This window comes from candidate division KSB1 bacterium (genome assembly GCA_034521575.1).
Classification (GTDB): Bacteria; Zhuqueibacterota; Zhuqueibacteria; order Residuimicrobiales; family Krinioviventaceae; genus JAXHMJ01.
The window spans coordinates 551545-573501 of record JAXHMJ010000005.1 but is presented as its reverse complement, the minus strand read 5'-3'; the positions used below and the strand labels follow the sequence as shown (position 1 = coordinate 573501).

20 protein-coding genes and 1 tRNA gene are annotated in these 21957 nt (G+C 45.5%); 15 read left to right on the top strand and 6 right to left on the bottom strand.

The genetic code is table 11. The features are described 5' to 3' along the window. Nucleotides 1-35: 35 nt before the first annotated feature. From rpsF to ispE, 6 genes are all read right to left on the bottom strand, one after another. Nucleotides 36-590, bottom strand: coding sequence for a 30S ribosomal protein S6 (gene rpsF, locus U5R06_15465; protein MDZ7724158.1), 555 nt, complete (start codon nt 588-590; stop codon nt 36-38). Beyond that, nucleotides 557-1147: an aminoacyl-tRNA hydrolase gene (pth, locus tag U5R06_15460; protein ID MDZ7724157.1), complete on the bottom strand. Its 591-nt coding sequence runs from the start codon at nt 1145-1147 to the stop codon at nt 557-559. Before pth ends, rpsF begins: the two co-directional genes overlap by 34 nt. Before the next feature lie 10 nt (nt 1148-1157). After that, nucleotides 1158-1817: a 50S ribosomal protein L25 gene (locus U5R06_15455; GenBank protein MDZ7724156.1), complete on the bottom strand. Its 660-nt coding sequence runs from the start codon at nt 1815-1817 to the stop codon at nt 1158-1160. Nucleotides 1818-1860: 43 nt separating this feature from the next. After that, a complete protein-coding gene (locus U5R06_15450; GenBank protein MDZ7724155.1) occupies nt 1861-2832 on the bottom strand; it encodes a ribose-phosphate pyrophosphokinase in 972 nt (323 codons plus the stop codon). 72 nt (nt 2833-2904) lie between these two features. Further along, nucleotides 2905-2976, bottom strand: a tRNA-Gln gene (locus U5R06_15445). A 4-nt stretch (nt 2977-2980) separates the two neighbouring features. Beyond that, nucleotides 2981-3817, bottom strand: a complete 837-nt coding sequence (gene ispE / locus U5R06_15440; GenBank protein ID MDZ7724154.1) for a 4-(cytidine 5'-diphospho)-2-C-methyl-D-erythritol kinase — start codon at nt 3815-3817, stop codon at nt 2981-2983. Between the two features lie 202 nt (nt 3818-4019). On the opposite strand from ispE, the gene U5R06_15435 reads away from it, so the two are divergent. The 15 genes from U5R06_15435 (at nt 4020) to U5R06_15365 (ending at nt 21854) form a co-directional block, all read left to right on the top strand. After that, nucleotides 4020-4781, top strand: coding sequence for a UDP-2,3-diacylglucosamine diphosphatase (locus U5R06_15435; protein MDZ7724153.1), 762 nt, complete (start codon nt 4020-4022; stop codon nt 4779-4781). Continuing rightward, a complete protein-coding gene (gene lgt / locus U5R06_15430) occupies nt 4782-5600 on the top strand; it encodes a prolipoprotein diacylglyceryl transferase (GenBank protein ID MDZ7724152.1) in 819 nt (272 codons plus the stop codon). Between the two features lie 203 nt (nt 5601-5803). Further along, nucleotides 5804-6649, top strand: coding sequence for a tol-pal system protein YbgF (ybgF, locus tag U5R06_15425; GenBank protein ID MDZ7724151.1), 846 nt, complete (start codon nt 5804-5806; stop codon nt 6647-6649). Between the two features lie 65 nt (nt 6650-6714). Continuing rightward, complete coding sequence (glgA, locus tag U5R06_15420; protein ID MDZ7724150.1) at nt 6715-8202, top strand: glycogen synthase GlgA; 1488 nt, start codon at nt 6715-6717, stop codon at nt 8200-8202. 232 nt (nt 8203-8434) lie between these two features. Beyond that, nucleotides 8435-9181, top strand: a complete 747-nt coding sequence (locus U5R06_15415) for an STAS domain-containing protein (protein ID MDZ7724149.1) — start codon at nt 8435-8437, stop codon at nt 9179-9181. Nucleotides 9182-9196: 15 nt separating this feature from the next. Next, nucleotides 9197-9886: a polysaccharide biosynthesis/export family protein gene (locus U5R06_15410; GenBank protein MDZ7724148.1), complete on the top strand. Its 690-nt coding sequence runs from the start codon at nt 9197-9199 to the stop codon at nt 9884-9886. 14 nt (nt 9887-9900) lie between these two features. Then, nucleotides 9901-12207, top strand: coding sequence for a polysaccharide biosynthesis tyrosine autokinase (locus tag U5R06_15405; protein MDZ7724147.1), 2307 nt, complete (start codon nt 9901-9903; stop codon nt 12205-12207). A gap of 12 nt (nt 12208-12219) precedes the next feature. Further along, nucleotides 12220-13191: a GDP-mannose 4,6-dehydratase gene (locus U5R06_15400; GenBank protein MDZ7724146.1), complete on the top strand. Its 972-nt coding sequence runs from the start codon at nt 12220-12222 to the stop codon at nt 13189-13191. Beyond that, nucleotides 13192-14649, top strand: coding sequence for a sugar transferase (locus U5R06_15395; protein MDZ7724145.1), 1458 nt, complete (start codon nt 13192-13194; stop codon nt 14647-14649). A gap of 23 nt (nt 14650-14672) precedes the next feature. Continuing rightward, complete coding sequence (locus U5R06_15390; GenBank protein ID MDZ7724144.1) at nt 14673-15890, top strand: glycosyltransferase family 4 protein; 1218 nt, start codon at nt 14673-14675, stop codon at nt 15888-15890. Next, entirely contained in the window at nt 15890-17776 is a 1887-nt protein-coding gene (gene asnB / locus U5R06_15385) for an asparagine synthase (glutamine-hydrolyzing) (protein ID MDZ7724143.1), read from the top strand. Before U5R06_15390 ends, asnB begins: the two co-directional genes overlap by 1 nt. Next, a complete protein-coding gene (locus U5R06_15380) occupies nt 17776-19434 on the top strand; it encodes a glycerol-3-phosphate dehydrogenase/oxidase (GenBank protein ID MDZ7724142.1) in 1659 nt (552 codons plus the stop codon). Before asnB ends, U5R06_15380 begins: the two co-directional genes overlap by 1 nt. 15 nt (nt 19435-19449) lie before the next feature. Continuing rightward, on the top strand, nt 19450-20271 hold the full coding sequence (locus U5R06_15375; GenBank protein ID MDZ7724141.1) for a class I SAM-dependent methyltransferase: 822 nt from the start codon (nt 19450-19452) through the stop codon (nt 20269-20271). A gap of 21 nt (nt 20272-20292) precedes the next feature. Continuing rightward, nucleotides 20293-21285 (top strand): NAD-dependent epimerase/dehydratase family protein, encoded by a 993-nt coding sequence (locus U5R06_15370; GenBank protein MDZ7724140.1) that lies wholly within the window; start codon nt 20293-20295, stop codon nt 21283-21285. Beyond that, nucleotides 21282-21854 (top strand): polysaccharide pyruvyl transferase family protein, encoded by a 573-nt coding sequence (locus U5R06_15365; protein ID MDZ7724139.1) that lies wholly within the window; start codon nt 21282-21284, stop codon nt 21852-21854. Before U5R06_15370 ends, U5R06_15365 begins: the two co-directional genes overlap by 4 nt. Nucleotides 21855-21957 lie beyond the last annotated feature (103 nt).

Here is a 21957-nt window from a genome sequence, read left to right as displayed (position 1 = left end):
GCTCCTCCATGTGTTCTGACTGGATCTAAACCCGATCAAGCCTCGGTTTTCTCCTCAGTCTCTGATTCATCTTTCTCTTCAGTAGATTCCTGAGAATCTTCTTTTTTGGGCTTTTCTTCCGGTGAGGCTTTGGGTGATTCTTTCTCTTTCTCTTTCTCTTCTTTTTGCACGTTTTCAAGCGCTTTGAGTGCAGCGGGTGTTAAGAGCAGAGTTTTATAACGAAGAATAGCCTCATTGAGTCGATATTCCCGTTCCAGGGGTTTAACCATGGTTGGTGGGCCATCAAAACGGATCAATACGTAATATCCGTACTGTCGCTTTTTAATTTCATAAGCCAGCCGTTTTTTGCCCCAACGGTCCACCACATCAATTGAACCGCCGTTTGCTGAGATAAATCGTTCGTACTTGTTGACGATACTTTCGATTTCTTCATTCTTTAGTAACGAATCGATAACAAAAATAGTCTCGTATTTTCGCAACGTCAATCCTCCATATGTGGAAAAATAATGATTGTCCGAATGCGTTTCTGTATGGTGATAAGTAAAGAAGGATGGCTTTAAGGTGAGCGTTGCAAAAGATCCTGATTGCACTGATTCATGGCGTTGTCAATGCCATCCCGGATAAAACACAGGGCGGCATTTACCGATTCATCAATAATGAAATCAAGTTCTTTCTGCTCATTTTTGGAAAAGCCGGACAAGACAAAATTTATCATATCCTTCTTTGCGATATCAGATCCAATACCGATTCGCAAACGAGCAAATTCTTTGGTGTTCAAATGTTGTATAACGGATTTCATTCCGTTATGTCCGCCTGTTCCGCCGGTTTTCCGTAAACGGATGTGGCCGAACAGGAGATCCGCGTCATCATAAACGACGAGGAGACGGGAAAGATCAATATCGTAATAATGAACCAGCTCACGAACTGCCAGGCCGCTGTTATTCATAAATGTTAACGGCTGTGCGCAAATAATGGACTGATTTCTGTAAATAACCTTACAACTCTGATAAGGACCTTTGCCCTTTTTTAGCTTCTCATGAAAAGACCGAGCCATCTGGTCGATTGTCATAAACCCGACGTTATGTCGAGTGTTCCGATACTTGCGTCCCGGATTACCCAGGCCTATGATCAAATAACGATCCGACATTGCGGATTGTCTATTCTTCCGGTTCTTCTTCTTCGCCTTCCGCTTTCTGACCGATTACTTCAGGTTCAGCGCCTTCTTCTCCTTCCAGTTCTTCACCTTCTTCTTCTTCTTCGGGCTCTTCTTCCATTCTCGGTACCGTGATACTTACAATGGTTGTAGCGGGATCGTCTAAAAGCTCTATGTTTTCCCAATTGACATCTGAAATGGAAATTGAATCTCCGATTTCCAGCTCGGTAACATCAACCTCGAGAAATTCAGGCATGTCAGAGGGCAAACATTCGATCTGCAATTCTCTCATCATCTGCTGCATAATACCGCCGTTTTTTACACCGATCGACGTTCCTTCCAGATGCAACGGAACAGTAACCGTGAATTTCTCACCCATCTTGATGCCCATCAGATCCAGGTGGATTGGCGTTCCTTTGATGGGATCGTATTGAATGTCACGGATAATGCATTTTTTAGGCTTTTTCCCGTCAAATGATACATCAAGCAATGCAGATTCATGACCCCAAATAGCCTGAAGGTCCGTGCGTTCCACATAGATTGGAATGTTACCCTTTCCGTGAAAATAATAGACACCGGGTATCTTTTTATCGGCTCGCAAGCGTCTGACTGAGCCTTTATTACTTAATTCGCGTGTCTGCACTTTTAATGAAATTTCTGCCATGTTTTATCTCCAAAAATTATGTCATTCCAAACTTGTGTATGGGTCAGTGCATGGGAGATTTGCTAACCATAAACAAATCAGATATTGAGCGTTCTCTGTGTATTCTCAAGATTGCTTCGGATAAAAGATACGAAACCGAGAGGATTTCCATTTTATCAATTTGTTTTTCAGGCGGCACGTAAATAGAGTCTGTAAAGAACGCTTTGTTGATACAGGATTGTTGCAGCCGTTCGATGGCTTTTCCTGATAATACAGGATGAGTCGATGCAACATAAATATTCCTGGCGCCTTTTGTCTTTAAAACCTGAACGCCGTTTACCAGTGTGCCTGCGGTATCAACCAGATCATCAACAATCAATACATTTTTATCCTGTACATCGCCTATAAATTCGGTGACGATGCATTGATTGTGCTCAATGCGTTTTTTATTGAGCACAGCCATTTCGGTGTTGAGCCTCGCTGCATAAGCTCTGGACAAATGCACTCCACCGATGTCCGGGGATACAATCACAACATCCTTTAATGCAAGGCTATTGAAATGATCAACAAAAACCCGCGCTCCGTACAGGTGGTCGAAAGGAATATCAAAAAATCCCTGGATCTGCGGTGCATGCAGGTCCAATGTCAATACCCGGTTCGCACCGGACTGTACCAGCAAGTTGGCCATCAATTTGGCCGAAATGGAGACGCGAGGTTGATCTTTGCGATCCTGACGAGCATAGCCGAAATAAGGGATCACTGCTGTAATGCGTGCTGCAGAGGCGCGTCTGGCTGCATCACACATGATCAGCAATTCCATAAAATTCTCTGCCGGCGGATGCGTCGACTGTACGATGAAAATATCAGTGCCGCGAATGCTTTCTTCGTATTTAACCCAGATTTCACCGTCGGAAAAGCGTTTGGTTGTAACCCGGCCTAACGGTTTTCCAAGATGCCCGGCGATTCGTTCGGCAAGTTGCTGATTTGAACAGCCGGAAAAAACTTTGAGTTGGCTCTCTTTCGCTTGAAATGGCATAACTACGTTTTCGCAAAGTTTTCAAATGAACCTACAAAAATGACGAAAATTTTATTTTCGTCATTTTTAAAGCTGGGGCGGGAGGATTCGAACCCCCGAATGCAGGAACCAAAATCCTGTGTCTTGCCACTTGACGACGCCCCAACAGCTATTTATATATCGGTTCAAACAAAAGTTTTCTGAAACCGCCGGCAAAATATTGAGAACATTCGCGCAGTTTATCCTCCGACTTGAATAATCCGTAAAAGGCAGAACCACTTCCGCTCATTTGTGCAAAAAAGGCGCCGGACGCATACAATTTGTTAATGATATCCTGCAAATCCGGATACTTTTTCAACACCACTGTTTGCAAATCGTTCTCCAGTGTTTCTTTCCAAGGATCAAGTCGGTAAAAATTATCAATAAAGCCTTTTAATTTAGTTATTTTTCTTTTGTTTGTCAAGCTTAAATTTTCGTAAATCTCCCGAGTTGATATGGAAAACGGCGGGATAATCAGCAAACCCCGGTAAACCGGTTTGAATAGCAAAGGAGTCAGAGTCTCACCGCGTCCTGTGCCGAAAGCCAGGCCACCGCTCATGAAAAATGGAACATCGGAACCGAGTGAGGCTGCAATGTCTGTTAACCGAGTCCGGCTCTGGCGGCATTCCCATTTCTGATTCAAAGCCCCGAGTACTGTTGCCGCGTTACTGCTGCCGCCGCCGAGTCCCGCACCAATAGGGATTTGTTTTGACAGCTTAATTATGCAGCCTTTTCCCTGACAGCCTGTCTGCTGCAAGGCAGCCGCTGCTTGGTGAGCGAGATTGCGTTCGTCACCGGGACAATCTTTGTGGTCGGATTGAATCTGGATGCCGCTCTCTGCAGGCGTGATTTCAATTTTATCGCAAAGACTGATTTCCTGGAAGAACGTCTCTATGTTATGAAACCCGTCCTTGCGCTTGTTCAGCACTGACAATCCGAGATTGATTTTTGCATTCGAATTATACATAAATTCCATCCTTTGATTGTATAATATACTCAATACAAATTGAACAAGCAAGCAGTCGTAGAGCCAAATGGGATTATCGGTCATCTTTTGCAGCTACCGGATTTATTCACTTTTTGTTTTCAGTTCCGGGTGAGTGGATATATCTTGCATTTCATTTTCAAGATGCTTACTTTTCTTTTTGTATAATTTTATTTTGGAAATTATGAAGCCAATCTATTTTCTATCAGATGCTCATTTAGGGGCACAGGATGAGGCGCAAGAAGCATTAAAACGTGAGCGTCTTTTTTCTTTTCTCGATTATGTAAAAACCGAAAAGGCGGATTTGGTTATTGTAGGAGATCTTTTTGATTTCTGGTTTGAATACAAATCAGTGATTCCCCGCTTGCATTTTAGGGTCCTGTGCAAGCTCGCCGACCTCACTCGATTCTGCACTATCCATTATATTGCCGGTAACCATGATTTCTGGCTTGACAGTTTTATGCGCCATGAAATCGGCCTGTCTCTTCATCCGGATGAATTTATCATACAGTGGGGTGAATATAATATATTCATCATTCATGGGGACGGCCTCATGAAGAGAGATTCGGGCTACCGGCTCATGAAACGTGTTTTTCGAAATAAATGCTGTATCAAACTGTACCGAATGTTCCATCCTGATCTCGGCATTTCTCTGGCGCTCGGTTTGTCCCGTCTAAGCCGGAAATCGGGTGATCCTGAAGAAAAATTCAGCGATCAGGACTATCGAGATTATGCCCGAACAAAGCTGACGCAAGGGTATAATATAGTCATTATGGGGCATACGCATATTGCCGCCAACGAAAAAACAAACGGTGGCTGGTACGTAAATCCGGGAAACTGGATGCAGGACTTTTCGTTTGCAGTTGTTGATGAAAACGGGCCCGCTCTTTATCAATGGAACGGGAACTCTGCCGCCCCTTTTAAAAACAATCAACAGGAGGTATAATTGCATCCCATATTGTTTAAAATAGGTCCGCTTGAAATTCGATCTTATGGATTTATGCTGGCCCTTTCGTTCTTGCTGGGTATCTGGTTCTCCACCCGGCGTGCTAAAAAACAGGGAGTAGATCCCAATCATATTCTTGATCTGTCAGTCATTCTTATCATCAGTGGTATAGTCGGCTCCCGGCTGTTTTATGTGCTGTTTCATTTGGATGAATTCAAAGGCAGATGGCTGGATACAATCAATCCCGTTCAAAGCGATGGAACAATCGGAATCGCAGGGCTGACATTACTCGGCGGGGTTGTCCTTTGCTTTATTGCAGCTTTTTATTACCTGCGTTTAAAAAAACTTTCTTTTCTAAAATTCGCAGATATTTTGGTGCCTGCGGTGGGACTGGGAATATTTCTCACCCGTATTGGCTGCTATCTGAACGGCTGCTGTTATGGCCTGCCCTGTGATGCTCATTCTCAGTTTTGCGTAGAGTTTCCAGTCAACAGCGCGGCCGGAAGTCAGTTCCCAGGGATTCCTCTGATTCCCACACAATTGTATTCATCTCTGTACGGATTGATCATTTTTGGCGCTCTTTTATTTGCCGAGCGCTGGAAAAAATATGACGGCTTTCTTTTTTACCTGTTTGTTGTTTTGTATGGGTTTTCCCGGTTTATCATTGATATTTTCCGATACTATGAAGACAGCATGGTTCTGGTTACCATCGCCGGTCTGGATATCAGTATGAATCAATTGATCAGCGCTGTTTTTGTCGTTTTGGGCTTGTTCGGTATCTGGTATAAACACCGGACAGTAAAATCGGGAAATGCCTGAAAAATATATGTTTATTTTTATTCTGCTTATGCATAAAAATCAGATTGATTTTTGTGTCAATTATAATTATATTAGATGAAATGTTAAATGTCGTATCAGGATGAGATAGATTCGGCTCTGCTCTATTTAAAACGATCGGTTACGCGGCATTGCAAATGAATCGGTTTTTTTGAGGGGGATAACAAAACTGATAGGAGAGAAAAATGCGATATTTTCCCTTTTTTCTGATTTTTTCAAGCTTGATTTTCTTTCTCTCGTGTGCAGGAACTCGTGTTGATAACCAAAGTGATGAACAAGCGGGAACATGGGAGGGAGAGCAGGATTTTCAACCGGACCCCGATGAAGAGGCGGAGGTCTTGCGGCTTTTGGGAATAACCGAGGATGAGGCCAAAGCTACAGCATCAGATGATTCAGTGGATGATTTCTGGGCGACAGAGACCGAGGCCCCCGACCGAAACGTCGGTGAGACAGTGGATGCGCCGGAGGGAGAGAGTTTAGAGCAGGAAGTTGAGCGGCTTGAACAACAGGTCAATCAAAAGGATGAAAAACTGGCTGAACTGAGACGTGAACTTTATGAAAAGGAATTAGAGGTTCAGAAAAAACAACAAAAAGTTCAGGAATCAAAACAACAGGCGCCTCAGTCGACGTCTATTACCGGTTCCGGTTCTGATGCACTGGATTCTTTTCGTTCCCGTTACGATCAAGCATTGAACCTGTACAAACAAAGACAGTATGAACAGGCGATTGCCCTGTTCCGGGAATTGCTTGCTGTGCGGCCACAAAACACTCTGACAGATAACTGCCAGTACTGGATGGGTGAATGTTACTATGGTTTGACGGAATATGAAAAAGCGGCAATGGAATTTAATAAAGTTTTTATGTATCCCGAATCGAACAAGCTGGATGACGCTCAGCTTAAACTGGGACTTTGCTATATTAATATGGGAGATAACGCCCAGGCCCGTACCGAATTCCAGAAACTGATCAATGAATATCCAAACAGTGAATATATCCCCAGAGCGCAGTCCTATTTGTCACGTCTGCAATAACTGCTCTGAACCCATGGAAATCGAATAAGATTAATTGTTTTTCTGAACAAGATACAGGATAACCTATGAAAAATCGGCTCAGAATATTGATGCTTTCCTCTGAGGTGACACCGTTTGCTAAAACCGGGGGGCTGGCAGATGTTGCCGGCGCGCTCCCCAAAAAACTGCACGATAAGGGGCATGATATTCGTGTGATTATGCCGCGGTATGGAGGAATAAGCGAAAGAAAATTTGTGCTCAGGGATGTCATTCGCCTGAAAAAAATACCCATCAAGATGTGCGGTAAAGAATATACAGTCAGTGCAAAATCCGCTTTTCTACCGGATTCCAAAGTGCAGGTTTATTTGCTCGAACACAAACCGTTTTTCGGTCGTAAAGATCTATATGTCGATCCCCAAACGGGTAAAGCATTTTCTGACAACCCCGAGCGTTTTATGCTGTTTTGTCGTGCGGTCATTGAAATGATGCGTATTCTGCATTGGAAACCTCAGGTTATCCATTGTAATGACTGGCAGACCGCACTGCTTCCCTGGTTTTTAAAACACCAAAATCTGGACGACGGTTTTTTTGATGATACATCAACTCTTCTTTCAATCCACAATATGGCCTATCAGGGAGATTTTTCCACAGATGCCTTGACAAAATCGGGGTGTATGAATGATTTATCGCCCGACGATGACCTGATCAAATATGATAAAATTAATTTTCTCAGAGCAGGATTGGTGACGGCGGATGCCATTTCAACAGTGAGCCCGACCTACGCCGGGGAAATTTTGGACAATCAGGAATCGGCCGCCGGATTGCAGGAAGAACTTTTACAGCGCAAGAACGATTTGTATGGAATCCTGAATGGTGTCGATTATAATGTCTGGGATCCAAAGACCGATCCTCTGATCGATGCGAATTATGATGTGGATTCTCTGGATCAAAAAAGCGAGAATAAAAAAGCGCTTTTAAAAGAGGCAAAATTGCCCTATGATGAAAACACCATTTTGGTTGGCATTATCTCGCGACTTGCAGAACAAAAAGGATTTGATATCATCAGCGAAGCTATTGATGATATGCTAAAGATGAATCTGCAGATTGTTGTGCTCGGTACCGGTGATCCAATGTATCACAAATTTTGGCAGGATATGATGAAAAAATATCCCCAAAAAATTGCTGCCTTTTTGACCTTTGATGAAACATTGGCTCATAAAATCGAGGCATCCAGTGATGTGTTTTTAATGCCCTCCCGCTTTGAACCCAGCGGATTGAATCAGCTTTACAGTCTGCGATATGGTACCGTGCCGGTTGTGCGTAAAACCGGTGGCCTTGCGGACACTATTACTGATTTTGTTCAGAACCCTGAAACTGGCAATGGTTTTGTTTTCACAGACTATGACAGCAAATCAATGCTGAGTGCGCTGCAGAATGCTGTAAAAACCTATTCGGACCGCAAAACCTGGGTCACCCTCCAGTTGCGTGGCATGCAGGCGGATTATTCATGGAAAGCCGCCGCTGAAAACTATCTGCAGCTATACCAGGATATGATCGAAAAAAAGAACAGTTGAACGTGTTTTGTTTTACTCTGAAAAATTTTGTATCAATGCTGTACAGTTTAAAACATCTCATCATGGAACTGCGATAGATGTAATAATTATAAAATATTGTTTAAAAAGTATTTAAAAGAAAAGCAAAGTCGGCGGCAGCGTGGCACCGACTTTGCTTTTATAATGTATTCTAGTATTATAATTAAATGGATTTATTAGGGACCCGGAGGAATAAAGGAAATTAAAAGGGCTTATGGAAGGTCTCGACATTCAAGTACATTACGTAGGTATGCTCAAGGATATTGCTCTTTTAAAGACTTCAGGTTTCATTGATACGAGCACAGCGCCTGAATTCCATAAAATTATCAATAAAATGCTGGAACAAGGAATTGTTCAATACGTTGTAGACATGGAATCCGTACAATATGTAAGCAGTGCGGGGTGGAGCGTGTTTGTCAGTGAAATACGAGGGATAAAAGAGCGGAGTGGAAATCTGAAGCTTTGTCATATGCTTCCCGGCGTTCTGGAGGTGTTTGAAATGCTGGAATTTAATCGGATTATTTCCACATATGAGACAATCGAGGAAGCCATAGATGAATTTGATTTTTGCCGGGACATTCACCGGCTCCCCGTAATAGCAGCCTCTGGTGAAACACCGGAGCTTCAAACCGAAAAAATGCAAGATAAAAAGCCTGTAACCCGTCAAGCGCCTGCAACACCTGCCCGGCAAACTCTTTCGGAAACAGAACGGCCTGAACCAACATCCAAACCCCGTTCTGAAAGAAAAGAAACACATCCCCGGGCCGATCTGCCGTTGAATGAAAAAATTAAACAAGCTGTTTTACAGGAACCGGGCGCAAAGACCATAACCCTTAAAAAACGGCTCAATACGGAAGAATTCGGGTTTTCCAGGGTTAATTATTTTCAATTGCGGCGGCTGTTAAAGCATCTGGGACTTGATACCCAGGAAAAGCGTTTCCGTTATTACCGTTCACGATAATTTTATGGAATGAATATGAAGAGTATCAACCTTGTCTTATTTGTCGCGGTTATTTTTTCTTTGGGATGTATATCACCCGGCTATGCTCAGAACGACTTTATGCTGCCGGACACAACAAAGACATACCGGTTTAATCCAGGTGACGGTTTGCGTCTGATGATTTATGAAGATGACTTGAACACACCGCAGAATCGTTTCATCACTAATTTTCATGACCGGGAATACGCGCTTGACGGAGAAGGGTATGTGCGTCTTGGTCCCATTGGCACAGTAAAGTTGTCGGGAATGACAGTAGAAGAAGCAACTGAAAAAATCCAGCAAGTTCTGCAACCCTATGCGAGAAACCCGAAAATTCTTTTATTTCCACTGATCCGCATATCGATGGTGGGCGAATTCGGTGAATCCGGAATGTACAGATTTGACCCCTCTATTTCTCTCTGGGATGTGGTTGCAGAGGCCGGAGGTGTCGGCAGCAGTATCCGCATGGAAGATATTTACATCCTTCGCAACGGAGTCATTATCTATAAAAATTTTCGTGACGCAATATACAGCGGCACTTCTTTACGGGAAATAGGAATACAGTCGGGAGACGAGATTGTTGCACCGCGGGTAAACCGGCTCAGCTTGTATGATGTATTTCGGTATGTGAATTTTGCATCAACGATGCTCTTGCTGTATTACACAATCCAGGAACGAACAAACTAAACTAGTTTTTTGCTATGGCATACGAAGAATATGATATCACAGATCAACAAATTGATCCGAGTGAAGCACCTCAGGTTAATTTTTCTAAATATATGCGCGGTATATGGAAACGCAAGTGGATAATACTTGTCCTTTGTGTTCTGGTGGCCATCCCGTTCTATTATCACGCTGCCAATCAAGTTCCTAAATATAAATGCACGGTTACTATACAGTCTAAAAAACTGGGTGATAGTGAAGGCCGTCTTTTAGATGACGTCCGTCAGGCGGAAATCAGAAGCCGGATGTTTTCCGAGCGAATTGCTTCGGCTCTGGGAGAGGCGTTTGTACTCACTGACAGCACACATGAGCGTCTGGAAGATATTTTTCAGGACTATCGTACCACCCAGGATCCTGTCGACGGCAACTATCAGATCAAGGTGACGGGTTTAGGCGACTATTATCTGCTCCAAAACGGCACGATTATCGATAGCGCGTCTGTATGGGAAGCGGTTGAAAACAACCGAAATGTGAACGGTTTGTCTTTTCGTTTGAATCCTGAATTTGTAAAGTTCAAAAACAAGGCTTCATTCCGGATTCAGCCCTTCAAGCAGGCAGTTCAGCAAGTAGGAAACGCTGTGACGCCGCGGTTCAGTCGTTCCGGTAATTTTATGGTTCTGGAAATGATCGGAACCGATCCCAAAGTATTGCCGAAAAAGCTGAACCGCATTGCCCAGGTTTATGTGGATGAAACCATGGTGCTGGAATCACGTGATATTGACAGCTACCGCAAAATGCTTCAGAAAAAACTCAGTGCGGCTGAGAAAAATGTTAAAGAGAGCGAAGGGGCTCTAAGCAATTTCTATTCAAGATATCCCCTGGCGCTTGACAGCGAACGGCAAAAATTGCTGGATGAAATTTCTCAAGTGAATGCAAAATTACGCGAACTGCCGCAACAAAGAAAGCTGCTGACCAGTTATCTGGATAAACTCGATTCTTTGCAAACGGACGAGGATGAGCTTCGACGTCTTATCGTCCACGAATTGTCCCGATTTCCTGCTCTGGAAGAAGAACCCGAGCTTCGAATTTTTCGGCAGAAGCTGATCAGCCTCGAAAAGGAGTATGACGAGTTGTACAGGCAGTATTCTCCGGAAAATCCACAGCTGCTGGCGATCAAACAGAGAATTGAAGATACACAAAATCAAATCATACAGTACGCTTCGCACTATCGAAACGAATTGGTCGCGAGAGAAGTTGATTTTAAGAAACGCGCCAAAGAGCTGGATGCGCAGCTCAAACAGCTTCCGGCGAACGAATACAGATTAATGAAACTGGAACGCAATCAAAAAATTGATGACCAGCTCTATTCTTATCTTTATACGGAAATTCAAAAAATGCTGGTGTCGGAATCTGTGACCGGAGAAACCATACGCATTATGGAACCCGCACAAGAGCCGACTTCAACAATCAACCCCAGTAAGAAAATGAGCGCCATGATGGGAGGTGGACTCGGACTGCTTCTTGGAATTCTTTTGTCAATCGTAATCGATCTGTTCGACAGGAAAATTCACACGTCATCAGATGTTGAAAATACTTTACATCTCAAGGTTTTGGCTGATATTCCACATGTGAAATTTTCAGATATCCCGGAATATTCGGACTATGAAAAAGCAAAATATATAGACAAGCAGCTGGTGACGCACGACTATTCGCCCACTTCGGTAGGGGAGGCTTACCGGTCTTTGCGCACGCATCTCATGTTTTCCAAAGAGATCGGACAGATCAATACACTGCTCATTACCAGTACACAGCCCGGCGAGGGCAAATCATTTACCGCCAGTAATTTGGCCATCATTTTGGCTCAGCAACGTTCGAGCACACTCTTGGTGGACGGCGATTTAAGGCGCGGTGTTCAGCACAACACATTTGACTGTAAAAAAGAACCGGGATTGACCAATTACCTCAACAACAGTTATGCATTGAGCGGTTTGGTGCAAAAAACGCATATCCCCAATTTGTCGCTTGTGAGTTGCGGTTCCATGATCCCCAATCCTTCTGAACTTTTGGGATCACGCTATATGGAACGCTTTCTCCTGGAAGCCAAACGAAAGTTTGAATTTATAATTTTTGATACCCCACCGCTGGACGCGGCTACCGATTCTGTGGTTTTGGGAACCCAAATGGACGCCGTTGCTCTTGTGGTTCGCGTGGGCATGACAAACAGCGCTCATATTAAAAAACGCCTGGAAGTTTTTAATACTGTTCCGGCAAATTTAATCGGCGCCATTTTAAACGGAAATCAAGAGGAGCAGGTTAAAGAATATTACAGTTATTATCACTATTAAAATTTGTAAACTATGAATATACTGATAACAGGCGGGGCCGGATTTATTGGTTCCCATTTAAGCCAGGCCCTTTTAGATAAAGGTCATGTGATAACAGTTGTTGATAACTTTAATTCCTATTACAACCCGGATATCAAACGATCAAATATCAAAACTTGTCTGCAGAATAACAGATATAACCTGATTAAAGCGGATATTCGCGATTATCCCACCCTTAAAACCAAATTGGCTACACGTCCCTTTGATGTGTTTATTCACCTGGCTGCACGCGCCGGTGTACGGCCTTCAATCGAAAAACCTCTGCTTTACGAACAAGTGAACGTTCAGGGAACAACGCATCTTCTGGAGCTGGCCAGAGAGTGCGGAGTGAAAAAATTCATATTTGCGTCCAGTTCCTCTGTGTACGGCGCCAACAGAAAGACGCCGTTCCATGAACAGGATTTTGTTGATAATCCCGTTTCACCCTATGCGGCCACTAAAAAAGCCGGGGAATTGCTCTGCTATACGTACCACAGTCTCTATGATATCTCGGTCAACTGTTTGAGATTTTTTACCGTTTATGGCCCGCGCCAGCGTCCCGATATGGCTATTCACAAGTTCACGCGACTCATCGATCAGGGAGAACCGGTTCCCGTCTTTGGCAATGGCGACAGCAGAAGAGATTATACTTTTATAGATGATATCATCCAGGGGATTATAGGCGCGATTGATCATTGCGATGGGTACAATATTTATAATCTCGGTGAGTCCAAAACCGTTCCTCTTTTAGCTATGATCGGACTTGTCGAAAAAGCACTGGACCGCAAAGCCAATCTGACTTTTCTCCCTGCTCAAAAAGGAGATGTCCCTATTACTTTTGCAGATATCTCCAAAGCCCGGCAGGATCTGGGCTATGCGCCTCAGGTTTCAATCGAAGACGGCATTGAGCAATTCGTAAACTGGTACACAGATCACCGAAGTGATGTGAAAAAGGTGAAAATTTAAATGCTGAATGACAAAGATAATTTTCTGGCAGGCCTGATGAAAACTCTGGATCTGGCAATGCTCTTTTTTGCCTTTTTCGCTGCTTATTTTGTCGACGAGATTGTCAGAGATATCTTTGCCATTAATGTCAAAGCCTATGCCATTGATTTGACGTTTCAGGGGGTGATCTATTTCACTCAGAATTACTGGCTGATGTTTATCGGATTTCCCCTGATATGGGCGTTTATTTTTAATTTTAACGGAATTTACAGAGACTACCGGCTGAGGACGTTTCGGAAATTATTGGCAATGCTTGTGATTTCCAGTATATGGGCCACGCTTGTTGCCGGCAGCTTTATCTTTCTGCTCAAAATCCAGATGGCCAGCCGTCTCTTTTTCCTGGTCTATTCGGCAACCGCCTTTGTCTGTGTCGCGGCTGAAAAGGGAATCTTTTTTTTCATCCTTGAACATGTTTACTCTAGCGGCTATTATCAGGAAAATTTGCTCATTGTCGGCACCAATGAACGGGCCCTGGAATTCATCCGGCATGTGAAACGCCATGCCGGATGGGGTCTGCATATTATCGGAATTATCGATGATGATCCCAATATGTACGGGGAAACCGTGGAAGGGTACCGGGTGGTTGGGCGTATTGAAGATATTCCTTTCGTGGTCAACCGCTTGGTGATTGATCGGGTGATTTTTGTGGTGCCGAGGCTCTGGCTGGACAGGATCGAGGAGGCCATCCTGGAGTGCGAAAAGCTCGGCGTTCCCACCTCTATTTCTCTGGATTTGTACCAGACCCATGTCGCCAAGGTTCAGCAAACCGATTTTGACGGGTTCCCGCTGCTCGAATTTAAACCATTTTACGCCAAAGAATGGCAGCTTTTTGTTAAACGGGTGATTGATATTATCGTGTCTTTTACTGTTTTGTTGATTTTTTCGCCGGTGATGCTGATAGTTGCGCTGCTGATTAAATTGACATCCAAAGGCCCGGTGCTGTTCAAACAGGAACGAATCGGCTTGAACGGGCGAAAATTTACCCTGTTCAAATTCAGATCAATGGTGGTGGATGCTGAAAAATTAAAAGAAAAGTTGATGCAGCAGAATGAAATGACCGGTCCTGTTTTTAAGATGAAAAAAGATCCCCGAATAACCTCAGTCGGGTATTTCCTTCGGCGCACCAGTATAGATGAACTCCCCCAGTTTTTGAATGTACTGAAAGGGGATATGAGTATTGTCGGACCGCGCCCGCCCCTGGAAAGTGAAGTTGAACAATACGAGGTCTGGCAGCGGCGCCGTTTGAGTTTAAAACCGGGTATTACCTGCATTTGGCAAATAAGCGGCAGAAACAGAATCGAATTTGAGGACTGGATGAAAATGGATTTGGAATACATTGACAATTGGTCGCTTTTCCTCGATTTGAAAATCATGATCAAAACCTTTTTTGTGGTTCTCACCGGATATGGAGCCCAGTAACTGATCCTGTAAGGAAATTTTTAATGAAACACATGCGTCGTCATTCACGCTCAGAAAAGAAACGTATACTTATGATCGCGCCGCAACCCTGGTTTCAGCCCAGAGGTACGCCGTTTAGCGTGCTGCACCGTATTAAAGCGCTGTCCCTGCTCGGCCATACAATCGACCTGTGCACCTATCCGATTGGACAGGATATTGATATCCCGAATTTAACCATTCATCGGACAAAAAAACCGGTGTTCGTCAAATCGATAAAGATCGGACCGTCAAAAACCAAAGTGTTGCTGGATATACCGCTGATCATGCTGACCTGGAAACTGCTCAGACGAAATCGATACGATTTTATTCACTCCCATGAAGAGGGTGCATTCTGGGGCGCATGGCTGGCAGCGAAATATCATGTCCCACATCTTTATGATATGCATTCAAGTTTGCCCCAGCAGTTGGATAATTTTAAATTTACCCGGCTGTCTTTTCCGGTCAGACTTTTTGAGCGCCTGGAACATTATGTGATTCGGCGTTCTTCGGGCATCATAACCATCTGTCCGGAATTACAGCAGTATGTTGAAAAACATTTTCCGGAACAGAAAAGTCTGCTTGTTGAAAATGTCGCGGATAATGCGATTGTGTTTCCCCCCAACCCGGCCAATAAAAAATCGCTGCGGCAAAACTATGGCCTGCCGGACAAGCCGTTGATACTCTATTACGGAACATTTGAACCTTACCAGGGTCTGGATTTGTTGATTCGCAGCGCTCCACCGGTGATACGACAATTTGACGGAAATGTACATTTTGTGCTCATTGGCGGGAATGAACAGCAGATTGCCGACTATAAGGCAATGACCGCTGAACAGGATGTCGCGGATTTTTTTACATTCACCGGGTTTTTGCAGCCGGAATGGATTCCTCCGTTTGTGGATATGGCGTCTGTTCTGGTCTCCCCACGTCTCAAAGGCACCAATTCGCCGCTTAAAATCTATTCCTATCTGCGTTCGGGTGTGCCCGTAGTGGCCACCCGGCATATCACCCATACTCAGCTGCTGAGTGATAACGAGGCATTTCTTGCAGAACTGAATCCGGATGCGTTTGCCGGGAGCCTGATTGACGCTTTGACCGATCAGCAGCGCAGAGAGACTATTGTCCGGCAGGCAAAGAAACTGGCCGAGAAAAAGTACGGTTATCAGAACTACCTGGATAAAACCGCACAGGTCGTTCATCAAACTGTTGAACAGGAGCTGTAATGTGCGGAATTTGCGGGGTTTTTAACAGAAATCCTGAACATCATGTCGATCCCCGGGATATCAAACGAATGTGCGATGCCATTGTGCATCGCGGTCCGGATCAGCAAGGCGCGTATGTGTCCGCGAATATTGGAATCGGCATGCGCCGGCTCAGCATTATCGACTTGTCCACCGGTAATCAGCCCATTTTCAATGAGGATGGATCGCTGGCTATTGTGTTCAACGGGGAAATCTATAACCATCAGCAGCTGCGAAAGGAACTGGTTGCCAAAGGACACCGGTTTAAAACCCATTCCGATACGGAAGCCATTGTTCACGCCTATGAAGAATACGGAGAGGCCTGTCCTGAAAAACTCAACGGGATGTTCGCATTTGCCATTTGGGACCGGAAACGTCAATCCGTCTTTTTAGCCCGCGACCGCATCGGGATCAAACCGCTTTATTATTATATTGACGCCAATCGGCTGGTATTCGGGTCCGAATTAAAGTCGATATTGAAAATAAGTGATATTCCGAGGCAGGTCAATGCAAAAGCACTTGATACTTTTTTAACTTTTGAATATATTCCCAGTCCCTATTCGATCTTTGATAATATTCATAAATTGCCGCCCGGACACAGTCTGACCGTTGCCCGTGACAGGCATTCGTTAAAACAGTACTGGACGTTTGAGTACAATACACTGGATTATAATGAGCAGCAGCTGAAATCGCGCTTTGTTGAACTGCTTGAAGATTCGGTCAATATCCGTTTGATGAGCGATGTGCCGTTGGGCGCGTTTTTGAGCGGAGGATTGGATTCCAGCTCAATTGTTGCGCTCATGTCGCGGCACACGAACGGACCGGTAAAAAGTTTTTCCATCGGATTTGATAATTCCACCTATAACGAGCTGCCGTTTGCCCGGGCTGTTGCAAACCAGTACCAGACTGAACATTACGAAGAGATCATACAACCGGATGCTCTGAGCCTGACCGAACGCATTATACGGCAATTGGATGAACCGTTTGGCGATTTTTCCGTGTTCCCGACTTTGCTGGTGTCGGAAATGGCGCGCAAGTATGTGACCGTTGTCCTCTCCGGTGACGGGGGCGATGAATTGCTCGGCGGTTATGACACCTACATTGCCCAGAACATGGCGCGGCGATACGCGCGTCTGCCCGCGCTGCTGCGCAAATATCCGATCGAGGCGCTGATCAATCTGTTGCCGCCGACGGAAAAGAAAAAAGGCCTGGTCAATCGCGCAAAGCGTTTTGTCGAAGGCATGCGACTTCCGGACCATCTTCAACACGTGCGCTGGATGATCTTTCTGCAGAGCGCTGAAAAACAAATGCTCTACGATCCGGAGTTTCAACGATCTTTGAATGATTATGACTCTTTTGGGTTTATTAAAGAGGCATTCCGAAATTCGGGTTCGAGCACGCCGCTGGACCAGCAGGAATATGTTGATATCAAAACCTATCTGGTGGATGACATCCTGGTCAAAGTCGATCGCATGAGTATGGCGGCTTCTCTGGAAACCCGCGTGCCGTTTCTCGATCACCGGTTTGTAGAGTTTGCTGCTACGATCCCTGCGCATTATCGATTGCGTGGCAAGCAGACAAAAGCTATTTTAAAAGACACGATGCGCCCGTTACTTCCGGACATGATTCTGAAACGCGGTAAAGAAGGCTTTAGTATCCCCATTAAAACATGGATGAAAAACGAACTCCGGCCGCTGATGACCGACGTGCTGTCCGAACGCAATGTCAAAGAAAAGGGATTTTTCTCGCCGACCGTCGTACAAAAACTGGTTCGCGAACACTTGCAAAATCGGGAAAATCACAGTCACCGGTTGTGGGGGCTGATGATGTTCCATATGTGGTATGACATTTATATGAAAGCTGACTGATGAAACGGAATCCGGAACAATTTAAAAACACAGAATTTGATGTGCTGATCATCGGCGCCGGCATATACGGCGCTTTTGCCGCCTGGGATGCCGCCATGCGCGGATTGAAAACCGCCCTTATCGACAAGGGTGATTTCGGTTCAGCGACATCTTCCAACAGTCTCAAGATAATTCACGGCGGTCTGCGCTATCTGCAGCATCTGGATTTTATCCGAATGCGCGAATCGATCCTGGAACGCCGGCATATGATGTCCATGGCGCCGCATCTGGCGCATCCGCTGCCTTGTGTCATGGGGACTTTTGGGCATATGATCAAGGGCCCGGAAGCCATGCGCCTGGCATTGCTGCTCAATGACATCATCAGCTGGGACCGCAACCGGCTGAAAGACCCACAAAAGCATTTGCCGCGCGGACGCGTGATCTCCAGAGATAAATTGTTGGATATTATCCCTTATATCGACCGAGAACGCCTGAACGGCGGAGCGGTCTGGTACGACGGTATTATGAGCGATTCAGAACGATTGCTTTTATCCATTGTCCGCGCTGCCCAGGAACAAGGCGCAGTCGTCGCCAATTATATGAAAGCCAAGGAAATTTTGATTGAAAATAATCGAACCACCGGCGCTGTGGTCTCGGATCAAACCGGAATGGACAGTTTCCCGGTCCGCGCCAAAACCATCCTGAGCACAGCAGGCCCCTGGGTGAATAAATTGGCCCGCAATATGGAAAAGAACGAGGATTTGATAGAGTATTCAACCGCAATGAATTTGATCATTGACCGAAAATTCAGCGACTATGCAATCGGCGCCAGCACAAAATCGACGTTCAGCGACAAGGACGCGGTGATCAGCCGCGGATCCCGGCTGCTGTTCATTGTACCCTGGAACGGCAAAACCATGGTTGGAACCGCGCACAAACCGTTCTCCGGTGATCCGGAAGCATACAAACCGAGTCGCGATGATGTTGTCGAGTTTCTCGATGAAATCAACAGCGCGCTGCCCGGCGCAGAAATTACTATGGATCAGGTCACGCGTGTGCTTTTCGGACTGCTGCCCATGGCTTCGGTCAATGAAACAAGCGGTGACGTGCAGCTGGAAAAGCATTACAGAATTGTTGATCACGCGCAGGAGGGCGGGCCGGAAGGCGCTTTCAGTCTGGTATCCGTAAAGTATACCACAGCCCGGGATGTGGCGGAAAAAGCCATAGATGTCATAGCCAAACAGCTCAACTCTACAACGCCTTCTGAAACCGCAAAAAGCCGGGTCTGGGGCGGTGATATTGAAAATTACCGCGAGTTTATGCGCCAATCGGAAGCGGAACCTGTGCCGGAACGCCTGATGCAACATTTAAAGGCGGTTTTCGGAAGCCGCTATACGGATATTCTCGAACTGGCTGGAACGGATTCCGAATTGCTCAATCCTCTTTCTTCCGCTACGGCAGTGACCCCTGCGGAAATATTGTATGGGGTACGCCGGGAAATGGCTGTGCATTTAACGGACATTGTACTGCGTCGAACAGCTCTTGGCAGCAGCGGCTGTCCAAAAGATTCATTACTGCAGAAAATCGCGGATATTGCCGGGGATGAACTCGGGTGGTCCGAACAAACCCGAAACACTGAAATTAACCGTGTTAAAGAATATGCTGGATTTATAAAATAAACAAACAGGTGAATTATGTCAGATACCATTGGTACTTATTTATATGATGGAAGCGATAAACGCACTCTGGATGAAGTGAGGAAATACTGGACTGATAATGTCAATTCTACCCAATTCTGGACCGGTGATCCCCGAAAAATCGGGACCGGTGAGTTTTTCGATAGTGTCAGCGCCTTTATACGAAAAAATTACGAACACCGATACCGGTTGATTGATTCCGAAAGCGCGAAATTCCCGGGCGGCAAGGTATTGGAAATCGGCTGCGGAGTCGGATGGGAGTCCATTGCCTGGGCGCAAAACGGCATGGACATCCACAGCATCGATCTTTCACCGGCAGCGATTGAACTGGCGCAAAAGAATTTTGAGCATAATAATCTCAAAGGCGATCTGAGACTGGCCAATGCGGAAGAACTGCCGTTTGAGGATAATGCTTTCGATATCGTGACATCTCTCGGTGTACTGCATCAGACGGAAAGCACACAGCGTGCCGTGTCCGAGGTGTATCGTGTGTTGAAACCCGGCGGTCACGCGGTGATCACCCTGTATTATAAAAAGTCCTGGAAGATCTTTTTGACCAAACTGGGCAAAGTTAATTTTGAATTTTCCCATGAAGATGCGCCGATTACCCGTCTTTACGATCATGATGATCTCCGACCGTTATTTTCACAATTTCCCAATGTTGATATTTTTCTGGATTATATCCGCGCGACAAAATCACCCCGCAAAGGATTTTTAGCCGGATTGTTCAACTATATGTTTGTGCCCGCTTACAATTTGCTGCCGCGGGCCATTCGTAAAAAATACGGTCATACAATATGTGTCATCGCTGAAAAGTAGAATTTTAAAACAGGATTTTTTATGAAAGCGCTGGTAACAGGAGCTACCGGATTTACCGGTGGATATATGGTTAAAAATTTACTGGATCACGGCTATCAGGTACGGGCGTTCGTCCGGCCGGAAAGCGATTTGAGCCAATTGAAACAATGGCCTGTTGAATTTGCTTTTGGTTCGCTCGAGAATCAGAACGAGGTGGAACAGGCTGTGAACGGCGTTGATATAGTGTTTCACATTGCCGCTTTGTATCGTGCTGCCAATGTTCCCGACTCGGTTTACCATCAGGTTAATGTGGAAGGCACCCGATATATTTTACAGGCATCGCAAACGTTTAATGTCAAACGGGTGGTCCATTGCAGCACCTGCGGAGTGCACGGAGATATCAAAAATCCACCCGCTGATGAAACCCATCCGGTCGAGCCCGAAGATATCTATCAGGAAACCAAAGCAAAAGCCGAGGAGCTTGCCCTGTCCTATCACAAAGAACAGGGTTTGCCGGTCACGGTTGTGCGCCCCGTCGGGATTTACGGCCCCGGTGATACCCGTATGCTCAAGATGTACCGCATGGTCGGCAACCGCAAATTTATCATGTTCGGAGGCGGCAATGTCTATTATCACTTGACGTTTGTCACCGATACCGTGGAAGGGTTTAGACTGGCAGGCGAATCTGATCAGGCCGTCGGACAGGTCTATATCATCGCCGGAGAATCCTATACAACTCTGAATGAGTTTGCCGCTCTGATTGCGGATGAGCTCAACGTCAAACCTCCCAAATTTCGTCCACCCGTATGGCCTTTGTATGTGGTTGCCTTTCTGTGCGAAAAAATCTGCATCCCCCTGCGGATTGAACCGCCGATTTTCAGACGCCGCGCGCATATTTTTACCCATGACCGGGCCTTTGATATCTCCAAAGCCAAACAGGAATTGGGATTTCACCCCAAAGTGAATATGAAAGAGGGAATACACCGAACCGCTGAATGGTATAAACAAAAAGGATACTTGAAAGGTGATCTATGAAAACAATAGCTGTATTGGGTAATAATTCAGGACGCAATGCAGGAGATGCAGCCATTCTCGGCTGTCTGCTGAATGATATTTCTGAACGTTACCCGGATGTAGAGTTCAAAGTCCCCACGATCAATCCGGCCTTTGTGCGCCAGGCCTTTTCAAAATACAATGTCAAACCGGTGGGACTGCTGCCGTGGAATCTGAGTGCGAAAATATACGGTGTGCCGGTCTATCGCACGGTTTTAAATGCCGATCTGGTTCTGGTGACCGATGCCATTCTCTTCGATCGCAAACTATATAATCCCTTGTTCAATTATCTGTGGACCCTGTCCCGGGTTTTACCCAAAGCCCACAAGCGCAATATTCCCACAGTGCTTTACAACAGCAGTCTGGGACCGGTGCCCACCCCGGCCGGGAAAAAATGCCTGAAACGCGTGGTGAATAGCGCCGATGTCCTGATGTTACGCGACCGCGATTCCATTGACCTGCTTCAGGATCTGGCAGATCAATCATGCCAATGTTCAATTGGGAGCGGATTGCGCACTGAATGCCGTACCCGCTTCCGATATCCGCTTTAAAGAAATGTGCCGCAATGAGGACCTGTTTGCCACCGATCGGCCGGTCATCGGATTTAATGTCAACAGTTATATTGACGCGTTTGTTCGGGAAAAAGGCGTGAAA

Excerpts from the sequence above, each read along its gene's own strand:
- ybgF (MDZ7724151.1), top strand. The coding sequence starts at position 5,804 with ATGCGATATTTTCCCTTTTTTCTGATTTTTTCAAGCTTGATTTTCTTT.
- U5R06_15395 (MDZ7724145.1), top strand. The coding sequence starts at position 13,192 with ATGCTGAATGACAAAGATAATTTTCTGGCAGGCCTGATGAAAACTCTG.
- U5R06_15380 (MDZ7724142.1), top strand. The coding sequence starts at position 17,776 with ATGAAACGGAATCCGGAACAATTTAAAAACACAGAATTTGATGTGCTG.
- U5R06_15415 (MDZ7724149.1), top strand. The coding sequence starts at position 8,435 with ATGGAAGGTCTCGACATTCAAGTACATTACGTAGGTATGCTCAAGGAT.
- U5R06_15390 (MDZ7724144.1), top strand. The coding sequence starts at position 14,673 with ATGAAACACATGCGTCGTCATTCACGCTCAGAAAAGAAACGTATACTT.
- U5R06_15405 (MDZ7724147.1), top strand. The coding sequence starts at position 9,901 with ATGGCATACGAAGAATATGATATCACAGATCAACAAATTGATCCGAGT.
- U5R06_15365 (MDZ7724139.1), top strand. The coding sequence starts at position 21,282 with ATGAAAACAATAGCTGTATTGGGTAATAATTCAGGACGCAATGCAGGA.
- U5R06_15450 (MDZ7724155.1), bottom strand. The coding sequence starts at position 2,832 with ATGCCATTTCAAGCGAAAGAGAGCCAACTCAAAGTTTTTTCCGGCTGT.
- U5R06_15370 (MDZ7724140.1), top strand. The coding sequence starts at position 20,293 with ATGAAAGCGCTGGTAACAGGAGCTACCGGATTTACCGGTGGATATATG.
- U5R06_15410 (MDZ7724148.1), top strand. The coding sequence starts at position 9,197 with ATGAAGAGTATCAACCTTGTCTTATTTGTCGCGGTTATTTTTTCTTTG.
- U5R06_15435 (MDZ7724153.1), top strand. The coding sequence starts at position 4,020 with ATGAAGCCAATCTATTTTCTATCAGATGCTCATTTAGGGGCACAGGAT.
- U5R06_15455 (MDZ7724156.1), bottom strand. The coding sequence starts at position 1,817 with ATGGCAGAAATTTCATTAAAAGTGCAGACACGCGAATTAAGTAATAAA.
- asnB (MDZ7724143.1), top strand. The coding sequence starts at position 15,890 with ATGTGCGGAATTTGCGGGGTTTTTAACAGAAATCCTGAACATCATGTC.
- U5R06_15400 (MDZ7724146.1), top strand. The coding sequence starts at position 12,220 with ATGAATATACTGATAACAGGCGGGGCCGGATTTATTGGTTCCCATTTA.
- U5R06_15375 (MDZ7724141.1), top strand. The coding sequence starts at position 19,450 with ATGTCAGATACCATTGGTACTTATTTATATGATGGAAGCGATAAACGC.
- pth (MDZ7724157.1), bottom strand. The coding sequence starts at position 1,147 with ATGTCGGATCGTTATTTGATCATAGGCCTGGGTAATCCGGGACGCAAG.
- ispE (MDZ7724154.1), bottom strand. The coding sequence starts at position 3,817 with ATGTATAATTCGAATGCAAAAATCAATCTCGGATTGTCAGTGCTGAAC.
- glgA (MDZ7724150.1), top strand. The coding sequence starts at position 6,715 with ATGAAAAATCGGCTCAGAATATTGATGCTTTCCTCTGAGGTGACACCG.